Annotated in this window: 11 protein-coding genes; 6 read left to right on the top strand and 5 right to left on the bottom strand. The window is 72.0% G+C overall.

Annotated features, from left to right (window positions below):
- The first annotated feature begins 23 nt into the window (after positions 1–23).
- Positions 24–1,838, top strand: coding sequence for a bifunctional metallophosphatase/5'-nucleotidase (locus ACH5AO_RS16320; protein ID WP_398925016.1), 1,815 nt, complete (start codon positions 24–26; stop codon positions 1,836–1,838).
- A gap of 26 nt (positions 1,839–1,864) precedes the next feature.
- Here ACH5AO_RS16320 and ACH5AO_RS16315 read toward each other — a convergent pair whose 3' ends face one another.
- The gene (locus ACH5AO_RS16315) at positions 1,865–3,256 is read right to left on the bottom strand and encodes a lysine N(6)-hydroxylase/L-ornithine N(5)-oxygenase family protein (RefSeq protein WP_398925014.1); all 1,392 of its coding nucleotides are present in this window, start codon (positions 3,254–3,256) and stop codon (positions 1,865–1,867) included.
- Positions 3,257–3,590: 334 nt separating this feature from the next.
- Between ACH5AO_RS16315 and ACH5AO_RS16310 the strand changes: the two genes are divergently transcribed.
- Positions 3,591–4,907 (top strand): hypothetical protein, encoded by a 1,317-nt coding sequence (locus tag ACH5AO_RS16310; RefSeq protein ID WP_398925012.1) that lies wholly within the window; start codon positions 3,591–3,593, stop codon positions 4,905–4,907.
- A gap of 46 nt (positions 4,908–4,953) precedes the next feature.
- Here ACH5AO_RS16310 and ACH5AO_RS16305 read toward each other — a convergent pair whose 3' ends face one another.
- A complete protein-coding gene (locus ACH5AO_RS16305; RefSeq protein ID WP_398925010.1) occupies positions 4,954–6,477 on the bottom strand; it encodes an FAD-dependent monooxygenase in 1,524 nt (507 codons plus the stop codon).
- 56 nt (positions 6,478–6,533) lie between these two features.
- Here ACH5AO_RS16305 and ACH5AO_RS16300 point away from each other — a divergent pair, with 56 nt between their 5' ends.
- The gene (locus ACH5AO_RS16300; protein WP_398925008.1) at positions 6,534–7,145 is read left to right on the top strand and encodes a TetR/AcrR family transcriptional regulator C-terminal domain-containing protein; all 612 of its coding nucleotides are present in this window, start codon (positions 6,534–6,536) and stop codon (positions 7,143–7,145) included.
- 163 nt (positions 7,146–7,308) lie between these two features.
- Here ACH5AO_RS16300 and pepN read toward each other — a convergent pair whose 3' ends face one another.
- Complete coding sequence (gene pepN / locus ACH5AO_RS16295; protein ID WP_398925006.1) at positions 7,309–9,903, bottom strand: aminopeptidase N; 2,595 nt, start codon at positions 9,901–9,903, stop codon at positions 7,309–7,311.
- A gap of 623 nt (positions 9,904–10,526) precedes the next feature.
- Entirely contained in the window at positions 10,527–10,904 is a 378-nt protein-coding gene (locus ACH5AO_RS16290; protein WP_398925004.1) for a chorismate mutase, read from the bottom strand.
- Positions 10,905–10,985: 81 nt separating this feature from the next.
- Between ACH5AO_RS16290 and ACH5AO_RS16285 the strand changes: the two genes are divergently transcribed.
- Positions 10,986–11,882, top strand: coding sequence for a hypothetical protein (locus tag ACH5AO_RS16285; protein WP_398925001.1), 897 nt, complete (start codon positions 10,986–10,988; stop codon positions 11,880–11,882).
- Positions 11,883–11,982: 100 nt separating this feature from the next.
- Here the strand turns inward: ACH5AO_RS16285 and ACH5AO_RS16280 are convergent, their stop codons facing one another.
- Positions 11,983–12,702 (bottom strand): vWA domain-containing protein, encoded by a 720-nt coding sequence (locus ACH5AO_RS16280; RefSeq protein WP_398924999.1) that lies wholly within the window; start codon positions 12,700–12,702, stop codon positions 11,983–11,985.
- Positions 12,703–12,846: 144 nt separating this feature from the next.
- On the opposite strand from ACH5AO_RS16280, the gene ACH5AO_RS16275 reads away from it, so the two are divergent.
- Together ACH5AO_RS16275 and ACH5AO_RS16270 are read left to right on the top strand one after the other, a co-directional pair.
- Positions 12,847–13,773, top strand: coding sequence for a rhomboid family intramembrane serine protease (locus ACH5AO_RS16275; protein ID WP_398924997.1), 927 nt, complete (start codon positions 12,847–12,849; stop codon positions 13,771–13,773).
- On the top strand, positions 13,770–14,690 hold the full coding sequence (locus ACH5AO_RS16270; RefSeq protein ID WP_398924995.1) for a chitosanase: 921 nt from the start codon (positions 13,770–13,772) through the stop codon (positions 14,688–14,690). The genes ACH5AO_RS16275 and ACH5AO_RS16270 overlap by 4 nt, the downstream gene beginning before the upstream one ends.
- The last annotated feature ends 47 nt before the right edge of the window (positions 14,691–14,737 follow it).

The raw sequence follows: 14,737 nt of genomic DNA, 5'->3' as shown, positions 1-14,737 counted from the left end.
TTGTTGTCCGAGGAGAGCCTGCTATGCCGTTGAACCGTCGGAAGTTCTTGAAGAGGTCCGCCGTGACGGGGGCGGGGGTGGCGCTGGCGGGTACGGCGGCGGTTCCCGCGGCCGAGGCGGCCGGGGCCACTGAGGCAGGGCGGGGGAGGAAGCCGGTGAAGCGGTACGCGCTGACCGTGATGGGCACGACCGACCTGCACGGCCACGTCTTCAACTGGGACTACTTCAAGGACGCCGAGTACACGGACGCGGCCGGTAACGCGCAGGGGCTGGCGCGGGTGTCGACGCTGGTGGACCAGGTGCGTGAGGAGAAGGGCCGGCGCAACACGCTGCTGCTGGACGCGGGTGACACCATCCAGGGCACCCCGTTGACGTACTACTTCGCGAAGGTGGATCCGATCACCGCCGAGGGCGGTCCGGTGCATCCGATGGCGCAGGCGATGAACGCGATCGGGTACGACGCGGTGGCGCTCGGCAATCACGAGTTCAACTACGGCATCGAGACGCTGCGGAAGTTCGAGGAGCAGTGCGACTTCCCGCTGCTGGGTGCCAACGCGCTGGACGCGAAGACGCTGAAGCCGGCTTTCCCGCCGTACTTCATCAAGAAGTTCCGCGTGAAGGGCGCTCCCCCGGTGAAGGTGGCGGTTCTCGGGCTGACCAATCCCGGTATCGCGATCTGGGACAAGGCGTACGTGCAGGGGAAGCTGACGTTCCCGGGTCTGGAGGAGCAGGCGGCGAAGTGGGTGCCGAGGCTGCGGTCGATGGGTGCGGACGTGGTGGTGGTGTCGGCGCACTCGGGTTCCTCGGGCACGTCGTCGTACGGTGACCAGTTGCCGTATGTGGAGAACGCGGCGGCGAACGTGGCGCGGCAGGTGCCGGGGATCGACGCGATCCTGGTGGGGCACGCGCATCAGGAGATCGCGGAGCTGCGGGTGGTCAACGAGGAGACCGGCAGGGAGGTCGTGCTGTCGGAGCCGTTGTGCTATGCGGAGCGGTTGACGCTGTTCGATTTCGAGCTGGCTTTCGAGCGGGGCCGGTGGCGGGTGGAGTCGGTGAGGGCGTCGTTGCGGGACGCGGCGGCGGTGGAGGACGATCCGAGGATCACCCGGTTGCTGCGTGACGAGCACGCGCGGGTCGTGGAGTACGTCAATCAGGTGGTGGGGTCGGCGACGGAGACGCTGACGACGGTGGAGGCGCGGTACAAGGACGCGCCGATCATCGACCTGATCGGCAAGGTGCAGGAGGACGTGGTGCGGGCGGCTCTGGCGGGTACCGAGTACGCGTCGCTGCCGGTGTTGTCGCAGGCGTCGCCGTTCTCGCGGACTTCGGAGATTCCGGCGGGCGAGGTGACGATCCGGGACCTGTCGAGCCTGTACGTGTACGACAACACGCTGGTGGCGAAGTTGATGACGGGTGCGCAGGTGCGGGCGTACCTGGAGTACTCGGCGGAGTATTTCGTGCGGACGGCTGCCGGTGCGGTGGTGGATGTGGAGAAGCTGACGAACGCGGGCGGCCGCCCGGACTACAACTACGACTACGTGTCGGGGCTCTCCTATGACATCGACATCGCGCAGCCGGCGGGTTCGCGGATCAGGAATGTCACGTTCGGCGGCGCCCCGCTGGACGACGCGGCGTGGTTCGTGTTCGCGGTGAACAACTATCGGGCGAACGGTGGTGGCGCGTTCCCGCATGTGGCGTCGGCGAAGGAGCTGTGGTCGGAGTCGACGGAGATCCGGACGCGGATCGCGGAGTGGGTGACGGCGAAGGGTGTGCTGGACCCGAGGGACTTCGCGTCCGTGGACTGGAGGCTGACGCGGGACGGTACGCCGGTGTTCTGATCTTCGTTCCTCCGTACGGGTGATCGTCAGGTCCCGTCCGCCAGTGGGGTGAGCCGTGTGGTTCGCCGGGCGGGCGGGATCTGTGGTGTGTGGGGGTGGAGGCCGAAGGTGGTGAAGGCGGTGCGGGTGGGCTGGGGGTAGGTCTGGCGGCCGGTGAGGTGGTTGAGGATGGTGGCGCTGCGCCAGGCGGCGAGTCCGAGGTCGGGGGTGCCGACGCCGTGGGTGTGGAGTTCGGCGTTCTGGACGTAGATGTTGCCGGTGACGGTGGGGGCCAGGTCGAGGCGGAAGTGTGCGTCGACGCGGGGTCGGCCGGCGTGGTCGCGGCGCAGGTGGGGGTCGAGGGGGGCGAGGAGGTGGTCGAGGGGGCGTGGGCGGTGGCCGGTGGCGAGGACGACGGCGTCGGTGGTGAGGCGGGTGCGGGTGTGCTGAACGGTGTGTTCGAGGTGGAGTTCGATGCGGTCGGGTCCGAGGCGGCCGGCGGTGCGGACGTGGACGGCGGGGGTGAGGACGGTGTCGGGCCAGTCGCCGTGGAGGGTGCGTCGGTAGAGCTCGTCGTGGATGGCGGCGATGGTGTCGGCGTCGATGGCTTTGTGGAGTTGCCATTGGGTGGGGACGAGGCGGTCGCGGGCGGGTTCGGGCAGGGCGTGGAAGTAGCGGGTGTGGTCGGGGGTGAAGTGTTCGAGGCCGAGTTTGGAGTACTCCATGGGGGCGAAGGCGCCGGTGCGGCCGATCCAGTGGAGGCGTTCTCGTCCGGGGGGCCGGTGGCGGAGTAGGTCGAGGAAGACCTCGGCGCCGGATTGTCCGGTGCCGACGACGGTGATGTGGCCGGCGGCGAGGAGGGTGTCGCGGTGGGTGAGGTAGTCGTCGGAGTGGACGACGGGGAGGTCGGGGTCGTCGGTGAGGGGTCGTAGCGGTTCGGGCACCTGGGGTTCGGTGCCGATGCCGAGGACGAGGTGGCGGGTGTGGACGCGGTCTGCTGTGGTGGGCTGTCCGTTCGGGTCGAGGCGGGTGAGGTCGATCTGGAACAGGGCGTGTCGGGGGTTCCAGTGGACGGTGTCGGCGCGGTGGCCGAAGTGGAGTGTGGGGAGGTGGTCGGCGACCCAGCGGCAGTAGGTGTCGTATTCGGTGCGGCGGATGTGGAAGTGCTCGGTGAAGTAGAAGGGGTAGAGGCGTTCGCGGTCTTTGAGGTGGTTGAGGAAGGTCCAGGGGCTGGTGGGGTCGGCGAGGGTGACGAGGTCGGCGAGGAAGGGGACTTGGATGGTGGCGTCGTCGAGGAGGAGGCCGGGGTGCCAGGTGAAGTGGGGGTGTTGGTCGTAGAAGGCGGTGTGCAGTGTGGTGAGGGGGTGGGCGAGGGCGGCGAGGGAGAGGTTGAAGGGGCCGATGCCGATGCCGACGAGGTCGTGGGGTGTGGGGGTCATCGGGGTCCTTCCGCGTGGGCCCGGTGGGCGGGGGTGAGGGGGCCTGCGTGGTCGCCGGGGGTGGGTGGCGGGGTTCCAGCTTGTGGGTGTGGGAGGGCGACGCGCCCGGAAGGGTGGGGAATCAGACCCGAAAGGGGGTAAGTCCGTATTGGTGGGGTGTGTGCGGGGTGTTCCCTGTCTTCTCTTCTGCCGGGGGCGGTTTGCCAGGGGTGCGGGGTGGGTTCGGTGGTTGTGGTCACCGGCTTGTTGTCAGTGGGGCGCGGCATGATGCGGGGAGGTGACGGTCCGTCCGGTGGCGGGTTTCGGGCCGTGGGTGTCGGAGGGGGAGGGTGTTGTGCGCAGGCCGGTGTCGGGTGAGGTGCATGTTCATTACAGCCAGGTCTATGTGGAGAGCGATCCGGATGGTGTGATTCCGGGTCTTTCGGAGGCGTTCACCGGTCAGCGCGGGGGGTTGTGCGGGGCTGCGGTTCCGGGTGTGCTCTGGCTGGTCACGGGGCTGCACACGGGCGGTGTCGGCTTCACCGTGGAGGTCCACGACGGGGCTCCTCCCCTGGATCCGGTCTGGGAGGACGTGGTGGAGGTGTCCTTCCGTCCCGTGTCGGGGCGGACCCGTTTGGTGCAGTGGGCGGGTGAGGCCGTGTGGGACCTGGGGCTCGCCCGGGCCGATTACCGGGTGCGGTACTGCGCCCGGGGGATGGACGCGGGACGGGAGCTCGACACCCGGGTGGACGGGGAGCCGCGGGTGGACAGTTACCTCCTGCAGTTCTGGCCCGCGCCGCCCTGTCCGGACCGGGTGATCCGCGAGACCTCGGTGTGTGCCGCGCACCGGCACGGTTATGCGCGCGGGCTCCCGCCGGCGCCCACTCCCGAGGAGCGCGCCGAGGCCGAACGGCTGGCGCGGCGGGCGGAGGAGCGGGCCGCGGAGGAGAGGCGGTCGCACCGCGAGCGGTGGGAGTGGGGCGGGCGGCTGCCGAGTGAGAGTCTGCGGCGTGTCGGCGGCAATGTGCGTGGCCTGCTCCGCTTCGACAGCGACCTGGTGCACGCCCTCGACGCCGCGGGGCCCGGGGTGCAGCGTGCGGTGGCGTTGCTGGCCGCCCGGCGGGCCTGTGAGACGGCGGGCCTGGACGGTGTGCCGTGGGTCGCCGAGGCGCTCACCGCGTTGGCGTGGGGACGTCCGTTGCCGCCGCCGTTCGACGACGTGGCCCGGATGTGGGAGGCCTTGCGTTCCGATCCGCGTGTGCCGGACCGGTCGGTGCTCGAGGCGATACCTCCTGAGCGGCCGCCGTACCGGCCGCCCACGTCGTCGGAGGAGGCCGGGTGGGAGCGGGTCCCGGCGGCGAAGGCGGGGGCCGGCAGGGCGAGGCGGCCGGGTCCCGGCCGGGTTCCGGGCGCGTCCGTGCCGGCGGTGCCCGCCGGCGGGAGCGCGGCGGTGGAGACGGGGCACGGTGTCGTCGTGGTGGGCCCGGTCTCCGGCCGCCCGTGTGAGCCCTCGCGGATCTCGCAGCCGCACTTCGCGCTTCCCGCCGTGCTCGCCGCCGCCGGGTCCGATCCGCTCGAGGCGGCTCTGGACGCGGTGTGGCATGCGGTGGGTACGTACGGCGAGCACTATGTGGTGTTGCTGGCGGAGGTCCGGTCGGTGTGCGGCGGGTAGGCCGGGCGTCGGGCGGGAGTGGGCGCGTCTTCTGTGGCCGTCGTGTCTACCGGCCGCCCGGTGCGGGGCTGTCCGTCGTCCGCTGACGGGGTGTGGCTCGGTGCACGGTGGCGATGGCCCTGTCCGCGGCCGCGGACAGTGTGGTGTCGTCCCGGTCGGTGCCGGCCCAGGCGATGTGTCCGTCGGGGCGGATCAGGGCGGCGCGTACCCCGGTCCAGGTGTCCGGGGGTTCTTCCAGTGTGCCGGTGCGGACGGTGAGTCCTCGCGGGGTGCGGTCGTCGAGGGTGTGGTCGGCCGTGAGGTCGAGCAGGAGGGGGGTGTCCGGGGGCAGCAGGGTGAACAGGGTGTCGTCCGTGCCGGTGAAGGCGAGGTCGGGGGCGCGGGTGCCGGTGAGCGGGTGGGCCGTCGGGTCGGGGTGGGGGGAGGTGACCGTGAGGGCGGTGAGTCGCTCGGCCAGTGTGCGGTTGAGTTCGGGGAGTGTGGCGATCAGTCGGCTCAGTACGGCTCGCAGGTCGAGGCCTTCGGGGGTGAAGGTGGTCATGAGGGCGGTCTGGGCGCGGCTGTGTTCCGTCAGTTGTGCTCCGACCGGGTGGCGTTCGCTGTGGTAGGTGTCCAGGAGGCCGTCCGGGGCCCGGCCGTTGAGTGTCGCGGCCAGTTTCCAGCCGAGGTTGTGCGCGTCCTGGATGCCGACGTTCATGCCGACTCCTCCGGCGGGGAAGTGCTGGTGGGCGGCGTCGCCGGCGAGCAGGACGCGTCCGCGCCGGTATGTGGCGGCCAGGCGGGTGGCGTTGCCGAAGCGGGAGAGCCACGAGGGGTCGCGCATGCCGAAGTCGTCCCCGGTGACGGCGAGGGTCTTCTGCCGCAGTTCGTCCAGGGTGAGGTCGTCGGGGCGCTGGGTGGTGAGGCTGTCGGGGCTGACGCCGACGACGCGGAACCGGTTGCCGGGCAGTGGTGCGACCATCACTCCGCCGCGGAGTGTGAAGGCGCTGAAGCCGGGTCGTGGCGGGCGGTCCAGGGTGACGTCGCCGAGCCAGCCGAGGACGGTGGACGGCGTGCCGGGGAAGTCGATGCCGGCGGTGGTGCGCACGGTGCTGCGGGTGCCGTCGCAGCCGACGAGGTACGAGGCCCGGATCTCGTACGGTCCCTCGGGGCCCGTCACTCGTACGGTCACCGCGTCCGGGTGCTCGGTGAATCCGGTGAGGCGGTGGCCTCGTGCGATGCGCGCGCCCAGGGTCAGGGCGCGCTCCTGGAGCAGTTCCTCGGTACGGGCCTGGGGCAGGGCGAGGGTGTAGGGGAAGGGGGTGTCCAGTGCCTGGAAGTCGAGCCGGTCGTCGAGCATCGCGAAGTGGCCGCTGGGGATGGGCAGGCCTTCGGTGAGGAACGGCCGGTGTGCTCCGCGTGAGGCCAGTACCTCGATGGTGCGCGGGTGGATGGTGAGTGCCTTGGAGCGTCCGTCGATCCGGGTGCGTTCCTCGACGACGGTCACGGAGATGCCGCCGAGTCGTAGTTCGGCGGCGAGCCAGAGTCCGACGGGGCCTCCTCCGGCGATGATCACTTGCTGTTGTTCCATGAACCCACCCTCCTTGGTCAGTGACCAACTCTTGAATGACGCAGTAAACTAGGTCAATGACCAATAGGCAAGCGGGTGGCCGGCTTGATCCGGGCACCGTGACCCGTGCCGCGCTGGATCTCATGGACGAGAAGGGCCTCGACGCGCTGTCCACGCGTGCGGTCGCCGACCGGCTCGGCGTGCGGATGAACACCGTGCTGTGGCACGTGAAGACCAAGGCCCGGCTGCTGGAGCTGATGGCGGACGCCGTGCTCGGCGAGATCCCGCTGGACGGGCTGCCGGCCGCGCCGGACGAGCGCGCCCGCGAACTGCTGCGCCGCTACCGCCGCGCCCTGCTGGCCCACCGCGACGGCGCCGCGCTCGTCGTCGGCACCCATGCCGCCGAACCGCACACCCTGCGTTTCGCCGACGCCCTGGTCGGCGCGCTCCTGGAGGGCGGCCGGGACGAGCGCGAGGCCGCCTGGACCTCGTGGACGGCCGTCTACTTCGCCCTCGGTCTCGCCCAGGAGGAACAGGCGGCCGGGCACCTGGTGCCGGGCGCCGCCCTGGCGGACGCGGTCTCGGAGACGGCCCATCCCACCCTCCACCGCGTGCTCGGCCATCTCGCCCCGGAGGCCTTCGACGAGCGCTTCGAACACGGCCTGACCGCGGTCCTCGCCCGACGGTGAGCGCGGTGACCGGCGCGCGTCGGGGCCCGGCGGCCGGGCGGGACGGGCTCCGGGCGGGGCGGGCCCCGTCCGTGCCCATCCTCCACCCGGCCGGTACCGGCCGCGGAGCAGACGCGGGCCCCGCCCCGTCCGTGCCCAACGGGCGGGGGCCCCGCGTGCCCGGTTACGCCTCCCGCACGCGCAGGGCGCGGGCCAGGTCGTCGAGCTGGTCGACGAGCTTGCGGCGCAGGGCGGGGATCGGGTCGGCCTTGCGCAGGCACTTCTGGCCGAGCCCCAGGGTCTCGGCGTCGACGGCGTGGGCGGGGAAGGCCCAGCGGCCGGCGGCCTCGGCGATGGCGGGGCCGCGGCGGGCGGCGACGGCGACGGCGTCCTTGAAGTAGCGGGACACGTAGGGCCGTACCAGGTCGGCCTGTTCGGGCTGCCAGAAGCCCTGGGCGGTGGCGGTGAACAGGTAGTTCGACAGGTCGGTCCGGTCGTCGGAGCCGAACATGGCGTCCCAGGCGCGGGCCTTGGCGTCCTCGTCGGGCAGGGCGGCGAGGCAGCGGGCGGCGCCCTCCTGGCCGGTGGCGCTGGGGTCGCGCCGCGACTCCTCGGCGATGGCGGCCTCGTCGACGGCGCCGAGCGCGGCGAGCCGGGCGAGGACCCGCCAGCGCAGTTCGGGGTCGAGTTCGGGGCCGCCGGGGACGGTGCCGTCGGCGAGCCAGGCGGCGATGGTGTCGGGGTGGGCGGCGGTGTCGATGCGGTGCCGCACGGCGATCAGCCGCAGACCGGGGTGGTCGCCGTCCTCGGTGCGCCGGATGAGGTCGCGGCACAGCTCGGTGAGGGTGGCCAGTGCGGCCGGCCGCCGGTCGGGGGTGAGGTAGCGGTCGGCGATGTGGGTGGAGGCGAAGGCGAGGACGCCCTGGACGAGGGCGAGGTCGGTCTCGTGCGGGAGGTGGGCGCGGGCGATGTCCAGGAAGTCCGCGGCGGGCAGGTCGCCGTCGCGGACGGCGTCCCGCAGGGCGTTCCACACCACCGCGCGGGTGAGGGGGTCGGGCAGCCCGGAGAGCCGGGTGCGCAGGGTCTCCAGGGACTCGGCGTCGAAGCGGATCTTGGCGTAGGTGAGGTCGCCGTCGTTGAGGACGACGAGGGCGGGGCGGGTGCCGCCGGGGCTGAAGGAGACGTTCCTGTCGGCGGGGATGTCCGCCTCGAAGCGGTTGCGCAGGATGAGCCGGCCCGCGTCGTGGAGGTCGTGGTCGTAGACGCCGATGGCGATGCGGTGCGGGCGCTTGCCTCCGGCGGAGACCATGGTGCCGGCGTGCTTCATCCCGGGGCGGTCCTTGTCGGGGTCGGGTGCCCGCCGGATCCCGGGGTCCGCGTGGTGCGTGATGTCGAGGTGCCAGTAGACGTTGTCGCCGTTGCTCGGCTCGGGGACGAGGGTGTCGACGCCGGTGGTGCGCAGCCAGGCGTCGGCCCAGGCGTGGACGTCGCGTTCGGTGGCGGCGGCGAGGGAGTCGATGAAGTCGGCGAGGCCGGCGTTGCCGAAGCGGTGCCGCCGGAAGTGGATGTTGATGCCGGCGAGGAAGTCCTTCTCGCCGAGCCAGGCGACGAGCTGGCGCAGGGCGGAGGCGCCCTTGGCGTAGGAGATGCCGTCGAAGTTGAGCAGGGCCGAGGCGGTGTCCTGGACGTTCTCGGGCGCCACGGGGTGGGTGGAGGGCCGCTGGTCGGCGTCGTAGCCCCAGGGCTTGCGGGTGACGCCGAAGTCGGTCCAGGTGTCGGTGAAGCGGGTCGCCTCGGTGAGGGTCTGGTAGCCCATGTACTCGGCGAAGGACTCGTTGAGCCAGATGTCGTCCCACCACGTGAGGGTGACGAGGTCGCCGAACCACATGTGGGCCATCTCGTGGGCGACGACCATGGCGCGGGTCTGGCGCTCGGTGTCGGTGACGGCGGAGCGGTAGACGAACTCGTCGCGGAAGGTGACCAGGCCGGGGTTCTCCATGGCGCCCGCGTTGAACTCGGGTACGAACGCCTGGTCGTAGGAGTCGAAGGGGTAGGGCTCCTCGAACTTCTCGTGGTAGCGGTCGAAGCAGGCGCGGGTGATGTCGAGGAGTTCGTCGGCGTCCGTGTCGAGGTACGGGGCGAGCGAGCGGCGGCAGTGGATGCCGAAGGGCAGTCCGCGGTGCTCGGTGCGCACGGAGTGCCAGGGTCCGGCGGCGACGGCGACGAGGTAGGTGGAGATCAGCGGGGTGGGCGCGGCCCGCCACACGCCCTCGCCGGTGTGCTCGGTGATGCCGTTGGCGAGGACGGTCCAGCCCTCGGGGGCGGTGACGGTCAGCTCGAAGACGGCCTTGAGGTCGGGCTGGTCGAAGGCGGCGAAGACGCGCTGCACGTCGTCGAGGAAGAGCTGGGTGTAGACGTAGGTCTCGCCGTCGGTGGGGTCGGTGAAGCGGTGCATGCCCTCGCCGGTGCGGGAGTAGCGCATGCTCGCGTCGACGCGCAGTTCGTGTTCGCCGGCGGTGAGGTTCTTCAGCGGCAGCCGGTTGCCGTCGAGGGTCCCGGTGTCCAGGGGCTGTCCGTCGAGGGTGACGGAGCGCAGCTCGGCGGGCTTGACCTCGACGAAGGTGTCCGCGTCCGTACGGGCGCTGAACCTGATCAGGGTGCGGGAGTCGAAGGTCTCGTCACCGGTGGTCAGATCGAGTTCGATCGTGTAGCGGTGGACGTCGAGGAGCTGTGCTCGGTTCTGCGCTTCGTCGCGCGTCAGTACGGACATGCAGGCCATGCTGCCTGATGCGTTCGCCGAACCACAGGGGCGGATCGGGTACGCGCCCTATGTCCGGTCTCGTTCGAGCTCCCCGGTGTGCGCCCCGGCGGGCCCTCCGGGCGGCGTGTGCGCGTGCGGGTGGGGCGGGGCGGGATGTCCGGGGGTGCCGGTGCGTGTCGTGGCGGTGACGGGTCCTGGTGCGTGGTGCCCGCGGGCCGGCCGGTCCGGTGACGAGGGCGGCCGTGCCGGGGGCGTACGCGGCAGCGCCGGGCCGCGGGGCGCGGGCGGGGCCGGTGTGCGGGACGACGGGACGAGCCGGGTCCGTTCCCGGCGCCGCGCGGGGCGTACGACGTCGGGTCCGCCGGTGCCGGACGGCCGGGCGCCGAGGAGCCGCGGGCCGGCGTTCCCGCGCGGCGGCTGTTCGGGGCCCCGTCGCCGGCGGCCCGGCCCGGCAGGGGCTCGGTGGGGCCGGGGTGCTCTCCGGGGCGTACGGGGTGTCCTCGTGGTCGTCGGCGGGCGAGGGCGCGGGCCTTCGGCGGCGTGCGGCGCGTCCCTGCTCGCAGGGGACCGGACGGCTGCCCGGGGTGCCCGTCGGCCGCCGAGGAGCGCGCGGCGCGGCGTGCTCCGCGCGGGCGGCCGTGTCACTCCCCCGGGGAGGACGCCGTGGCCTGGTTCGCGGGGGGCGTGGTGCCGTTCAGGGTGTCCTCGGCGATGCGCTCGTGGTGGCGGATCACCTCCGCGATGATGAAGTTCAGGAACTTCTCCGCGAAGGCCGGGTCGAGTTTGGCGTTCTCGGCGAGGGCGCGCAGCCGGGCGATCTGGCGGGCCTCCCGGCCCGGGTCGGCGGGCGGCAGCCGGTGCGCGGCCTTGAGCCGGCCGACCTGCTGGGTCGCCTTGAAGCGCTCGGCGAGCATGTGGACGACGGCCGCGTCGATGTTGTCGATGCTGTCGCGCAGCCGGGCGAGCTCCTCGCGGACGGCGGGGTCGGCGTCACCGGTGGTGGTGTTGCTGGTGGTCATGGTGGGTCACCTTACGGGGCGGGCATGGGCCGGGGCGGGCCCGTACAGTGGAACGGGGTTCAGGGCGTCCGGGGGTGAGACGTGGCGAACGGCGGGCCGGTCGAGCACGGTTACCCGCATCTGGAGACGGTGCGGGCGGCGGTCACCGCGCTGTACCGGCGTCTGTCGTACGACACGGTCCGTACGTTCTCGGTGAGCGTGGCGCCGGTCGACGTGGCGTTCTGTGATACGGACGATCTTCATCTGGGGGCGCAGCGGGTGGCGCGCGAGCTGGTGCGGCACTACCGGCTGCCGGACGCGCGGCTGATCGTCGGGTTCCGTGAGATGACGCATGCGGCGAACGTGGAGCTGGCGTCCGGGCCGGAGTACTTCGTCGAGCTGAACGACCGGTTCCGGACGCATCGGCGGGACATCGGGGCGGCCCTGGCGCACGAGGTGGCGCACGTGTACCTGCACCGGCTGGACCTGTCGTTCCCGGGGACGCGGGAGAACGAGATCCTGACGGACACGACGGCGACGTACCTGGGTGCGGGGTGGCTGCTGCTGGACGCGTTCCGTCAGGACGGGGCGTCGTCGCAGAAACTGGGGTACCTCACCCCGGAGGAGTTCGGGTACGTGCTGGCGAAGCGGTCGCTGGTGTTCGGGGAGGATCCGTCGGTGTGGTTCACCAGCGCGCAGGCGTACACGGCGTACACGAAGGGTCTGGCGGTGGCCCGCCGGGACGCGGAGCAGCCGCCGTTGACGGGGGCGGGCTGGGCCGGGCGGCGGCGGTACGCGCGGGAGCGGCGTCATGCGGAGGTCCACCGCGCGTCCGTGGGGCGGCCGGGGGTTGCGTACAGCTTCACCGCGGCCGAGCACGGTTCGCTGCGGGTGTCGTTTCCCTGTCCCACGTGTCATCAGCGGATCCGGGTGCCGGTGCGGGGGCGCGTGCGGGCGCGGTGCGGGCTGTGCCGGACGGTGCTGGAGTGTGACACCTAGCGTCGCCGGGTGCGCGGGTGCGGGTGCGTCGTGGTTTGTCGTGCCCGCGCGGCGGGGCCGCGGACGCGCGATACGGCTCCGTGGCCCTGGAGGGGTGCGTCTACCCCACGATTCCCTGTGCTCGTGCTGCCGCCAGCCACTGGGGGAACTCGCCCACCAGGTGGTCGTAGAGGTCCGCGTCCGGGACCTCGCCCGGGTTCTCGCCCGCGTGGAAGAAGCCCGCGTTGTCGACGGCCCGCCTGGCCGGGACCGCAAGGTCGTCCAGTTTGCGCAGGTAGTCGAATTGTTTGCTGTGCGGGTCGCCGAAACCGATGAACTGCCAGAACAGGGGCAGGCGGGCGGCCTTGCAGAGGTATTTCTCGGCGGCGAGTTTGTTGACGGGGCCGCCGTCGGTCTGGAAGACCACCAGGGCGGGGGCCGTGGAGCCGCTGTCCAGGTAGTGGTCGATGACCGCGTCCATCGCCAGGTGGTAGCTGGTCCTGCCCATGTGGCCGAGGCCGGAGACGATCCGTTCGATCCGGCCCCGGTGGTCGGCGAGGGCGATGTCGGTGACGGCGTCGACGTCGGTGGAGAAGAAGACGACCGGCACGGTGCCGTCGTCGTCGAGGTGAGCCGACAGGCTCAGCACCCGGTCGGCGAGCGCCTGTACGCTGCCGTCCTTGTAGTAGGGCTTCATCGAGCCGGAGTAGTCGACCACGAGGTAGACCGCGGCGCGCAGTCCGTCCAGTCCGTGCTCGGCGAGGGATGCCCCGGCGGTCTTGTAGAGGCTGACCAGCGCGGGCGCCGTCTCCTCGATCTTGCGCAGGCTGATCGCGGCCATGTGGCTCCCCCTCGGTCGTGGAACTGGCCCCGAGCGTACGGCACGTTCACCCCGCCTCTCCCTCCGTCCACAGGTGTTCGATACTTTGTTCGCCGCCGTCCCCACCGGCTCACGTCCGTCCCGTCCCTCCCGAGGAGCCGGCCCGTGGATTCCGAGTCCGCCGTCACCACCTGCTACCGCCATCCCGAGGTGGAGTGCTACGTCCGCTGCGTCCGCTGCGAGCGGTACATCTGCCCGGACTGCATGCGCGAGGCGGCCGTGGGCCACCAGTGCCCCGAGTGCGTGAAGGAGGGCGCGCGGTCGATGCGGCAGGCCCGCACCCTGGTGGGCGGCCGGGTCTCGGCGGTGCCCGTCGTGACGTACGTACTGATCGTCCTCAATGTGCTGGTGTACCTGGCGGAGCTGGTACGGCCGGAGATCGTGGACCGGTTCGCGATGGTGGGCGCGGGGCTGGCCGGGCCGGACGGCGGGCACTACCTGTGGATGGACCCGTATCCCGCGGGCTTCGCTCCGGAGGGGCTGGTGGGCGGGGAGTGGTACCGGCTGCTGACCGGTGCGTTCCTGCATCTGCCGCCCACCGAGGGCACGTTCGGGATCGCCCACGTCGTGATGAACATGCTGGCGCTGTGGAACCTGGGCCGGCTGGTCGAGCCGATGCTGGGCCGGGTGCACTACCTCGCGCTGTACCTGCTGTCGGCGCTGGGCGGTTCGGTGCTGGTGCTGCTGGTCGCGCCCGAGGACTCCGTGGTCGGTGCGTCCGGCGCGATCTTCGGGGTGGGGGCCGCGTACTACGTGATGGCCCGGCGCGTCGGGGCCGACATGAGCCAGGTCAACCGGTTCATGGCGGGGCTGCTGCTGTGGCTGGTGCTCTCCGCGTTCGTCACGTCCTGGGAGGGGCACCTCGGGGGGCTGCTGGCGGGCGGCGCGGTGGCGGTGGCGTTCGCATATGCCCCCAGGGACGGGCGGCGGACGGTGGTGCAGGTGGGAGTGTGCGTGGCGCTGGTGGTGGTGCTGGGGATGGCCGCGGTGGTCAAGGTGTCCGAACTGACGGGTGGAGGTGTCCCCCTGTGAGACGTGCCGGTGTGCTGTTCCTCGCGGCCGTTCCCCTGATCGCCACGGGGGTGTACTTCGTCCTGCCGACGAGCGCGGCCGACGCTCCGGCGGCGCCGTCCGCGGCCACCGCCGGAGCGTCGGCCCGTGAGGACGCCAAGGAGCGGGCCGAGGAGAAGCGGGACGCGGAGGAACGGGCCGAGGACGACGCGGTCGTCGCCGGCCTGCCGGCGGGGCTGGCCGCCCCCGCGAAGAAGGAGCTGGCCCAGCGGCTGGTGGCGAGCGCCGAGCACTCGACCACCGACTGGCGCGCCACCTACGGCGCCGTCGAGGACGAGGGCGACGGCTGCGGCTACACGGCGGGCATCATCGGCTTCTGCACCGGCACCCACGACCTGCTCATGCTGGTCGAGAGCTACACCGAGGACCACCCGGACAACGGGCTGGCGTCCTATCTGCCCGCCCTGCGCGCGGTCGACGGCTCGGACTCCCACGAGGGCCTGGACCCCGGTTTCCCGGCCGCCTGGGAGGCGGAGGCGGAGGTGCCCGCCTTCCGGAAGGCGCAGGAGGAGGCGCGCGACCGCCTCTACTTCGAGCCGGCGGTCCGGCTCGCCAAGCTGGACGGCCTCGGCACGCTGGGCCAGTTCGTCTACTTCGACGCGATGGTCTTCCACGGCCCCGACACGGACGCGGACGGTTTCTACGCCCTGCGCGAGCGCACCCTGGAGCAGGCCGGGACGCCCGCCGCGGGCGGTTCCGAGGAGAAGTACCTGAACGCCTTCCTCGACGTCCGCCGCGAGGCCATGCTCACCCGGTACCCGGACGGCGACACCTCCCGCGTCGACACGGCCCAGCGCCGGTTCCTGGAGGCGGGGAACCTGGGGCTGGAGACCCCGCTGGTGTGGGAGATGTACGGGGAGCGGCACAGGCTTCCCTGAGCATGCGGAGGCGCCTGCCCAGTCGTCCGGTCGGGGACTGGCGGGCA

Source organism: Streptomyces sp. NPDC018964, from assembly GCF_044390325.1.
GTDB lineage: Bacteria > Actinomycetota > Actinomycetes > Streptomycetales > Streptomycetaceae > Streptomyces.
Note: the sequence above shows the minus strand (reverse complement) of the source record. Positions and strands in the feature narration are given on the sequence as shown.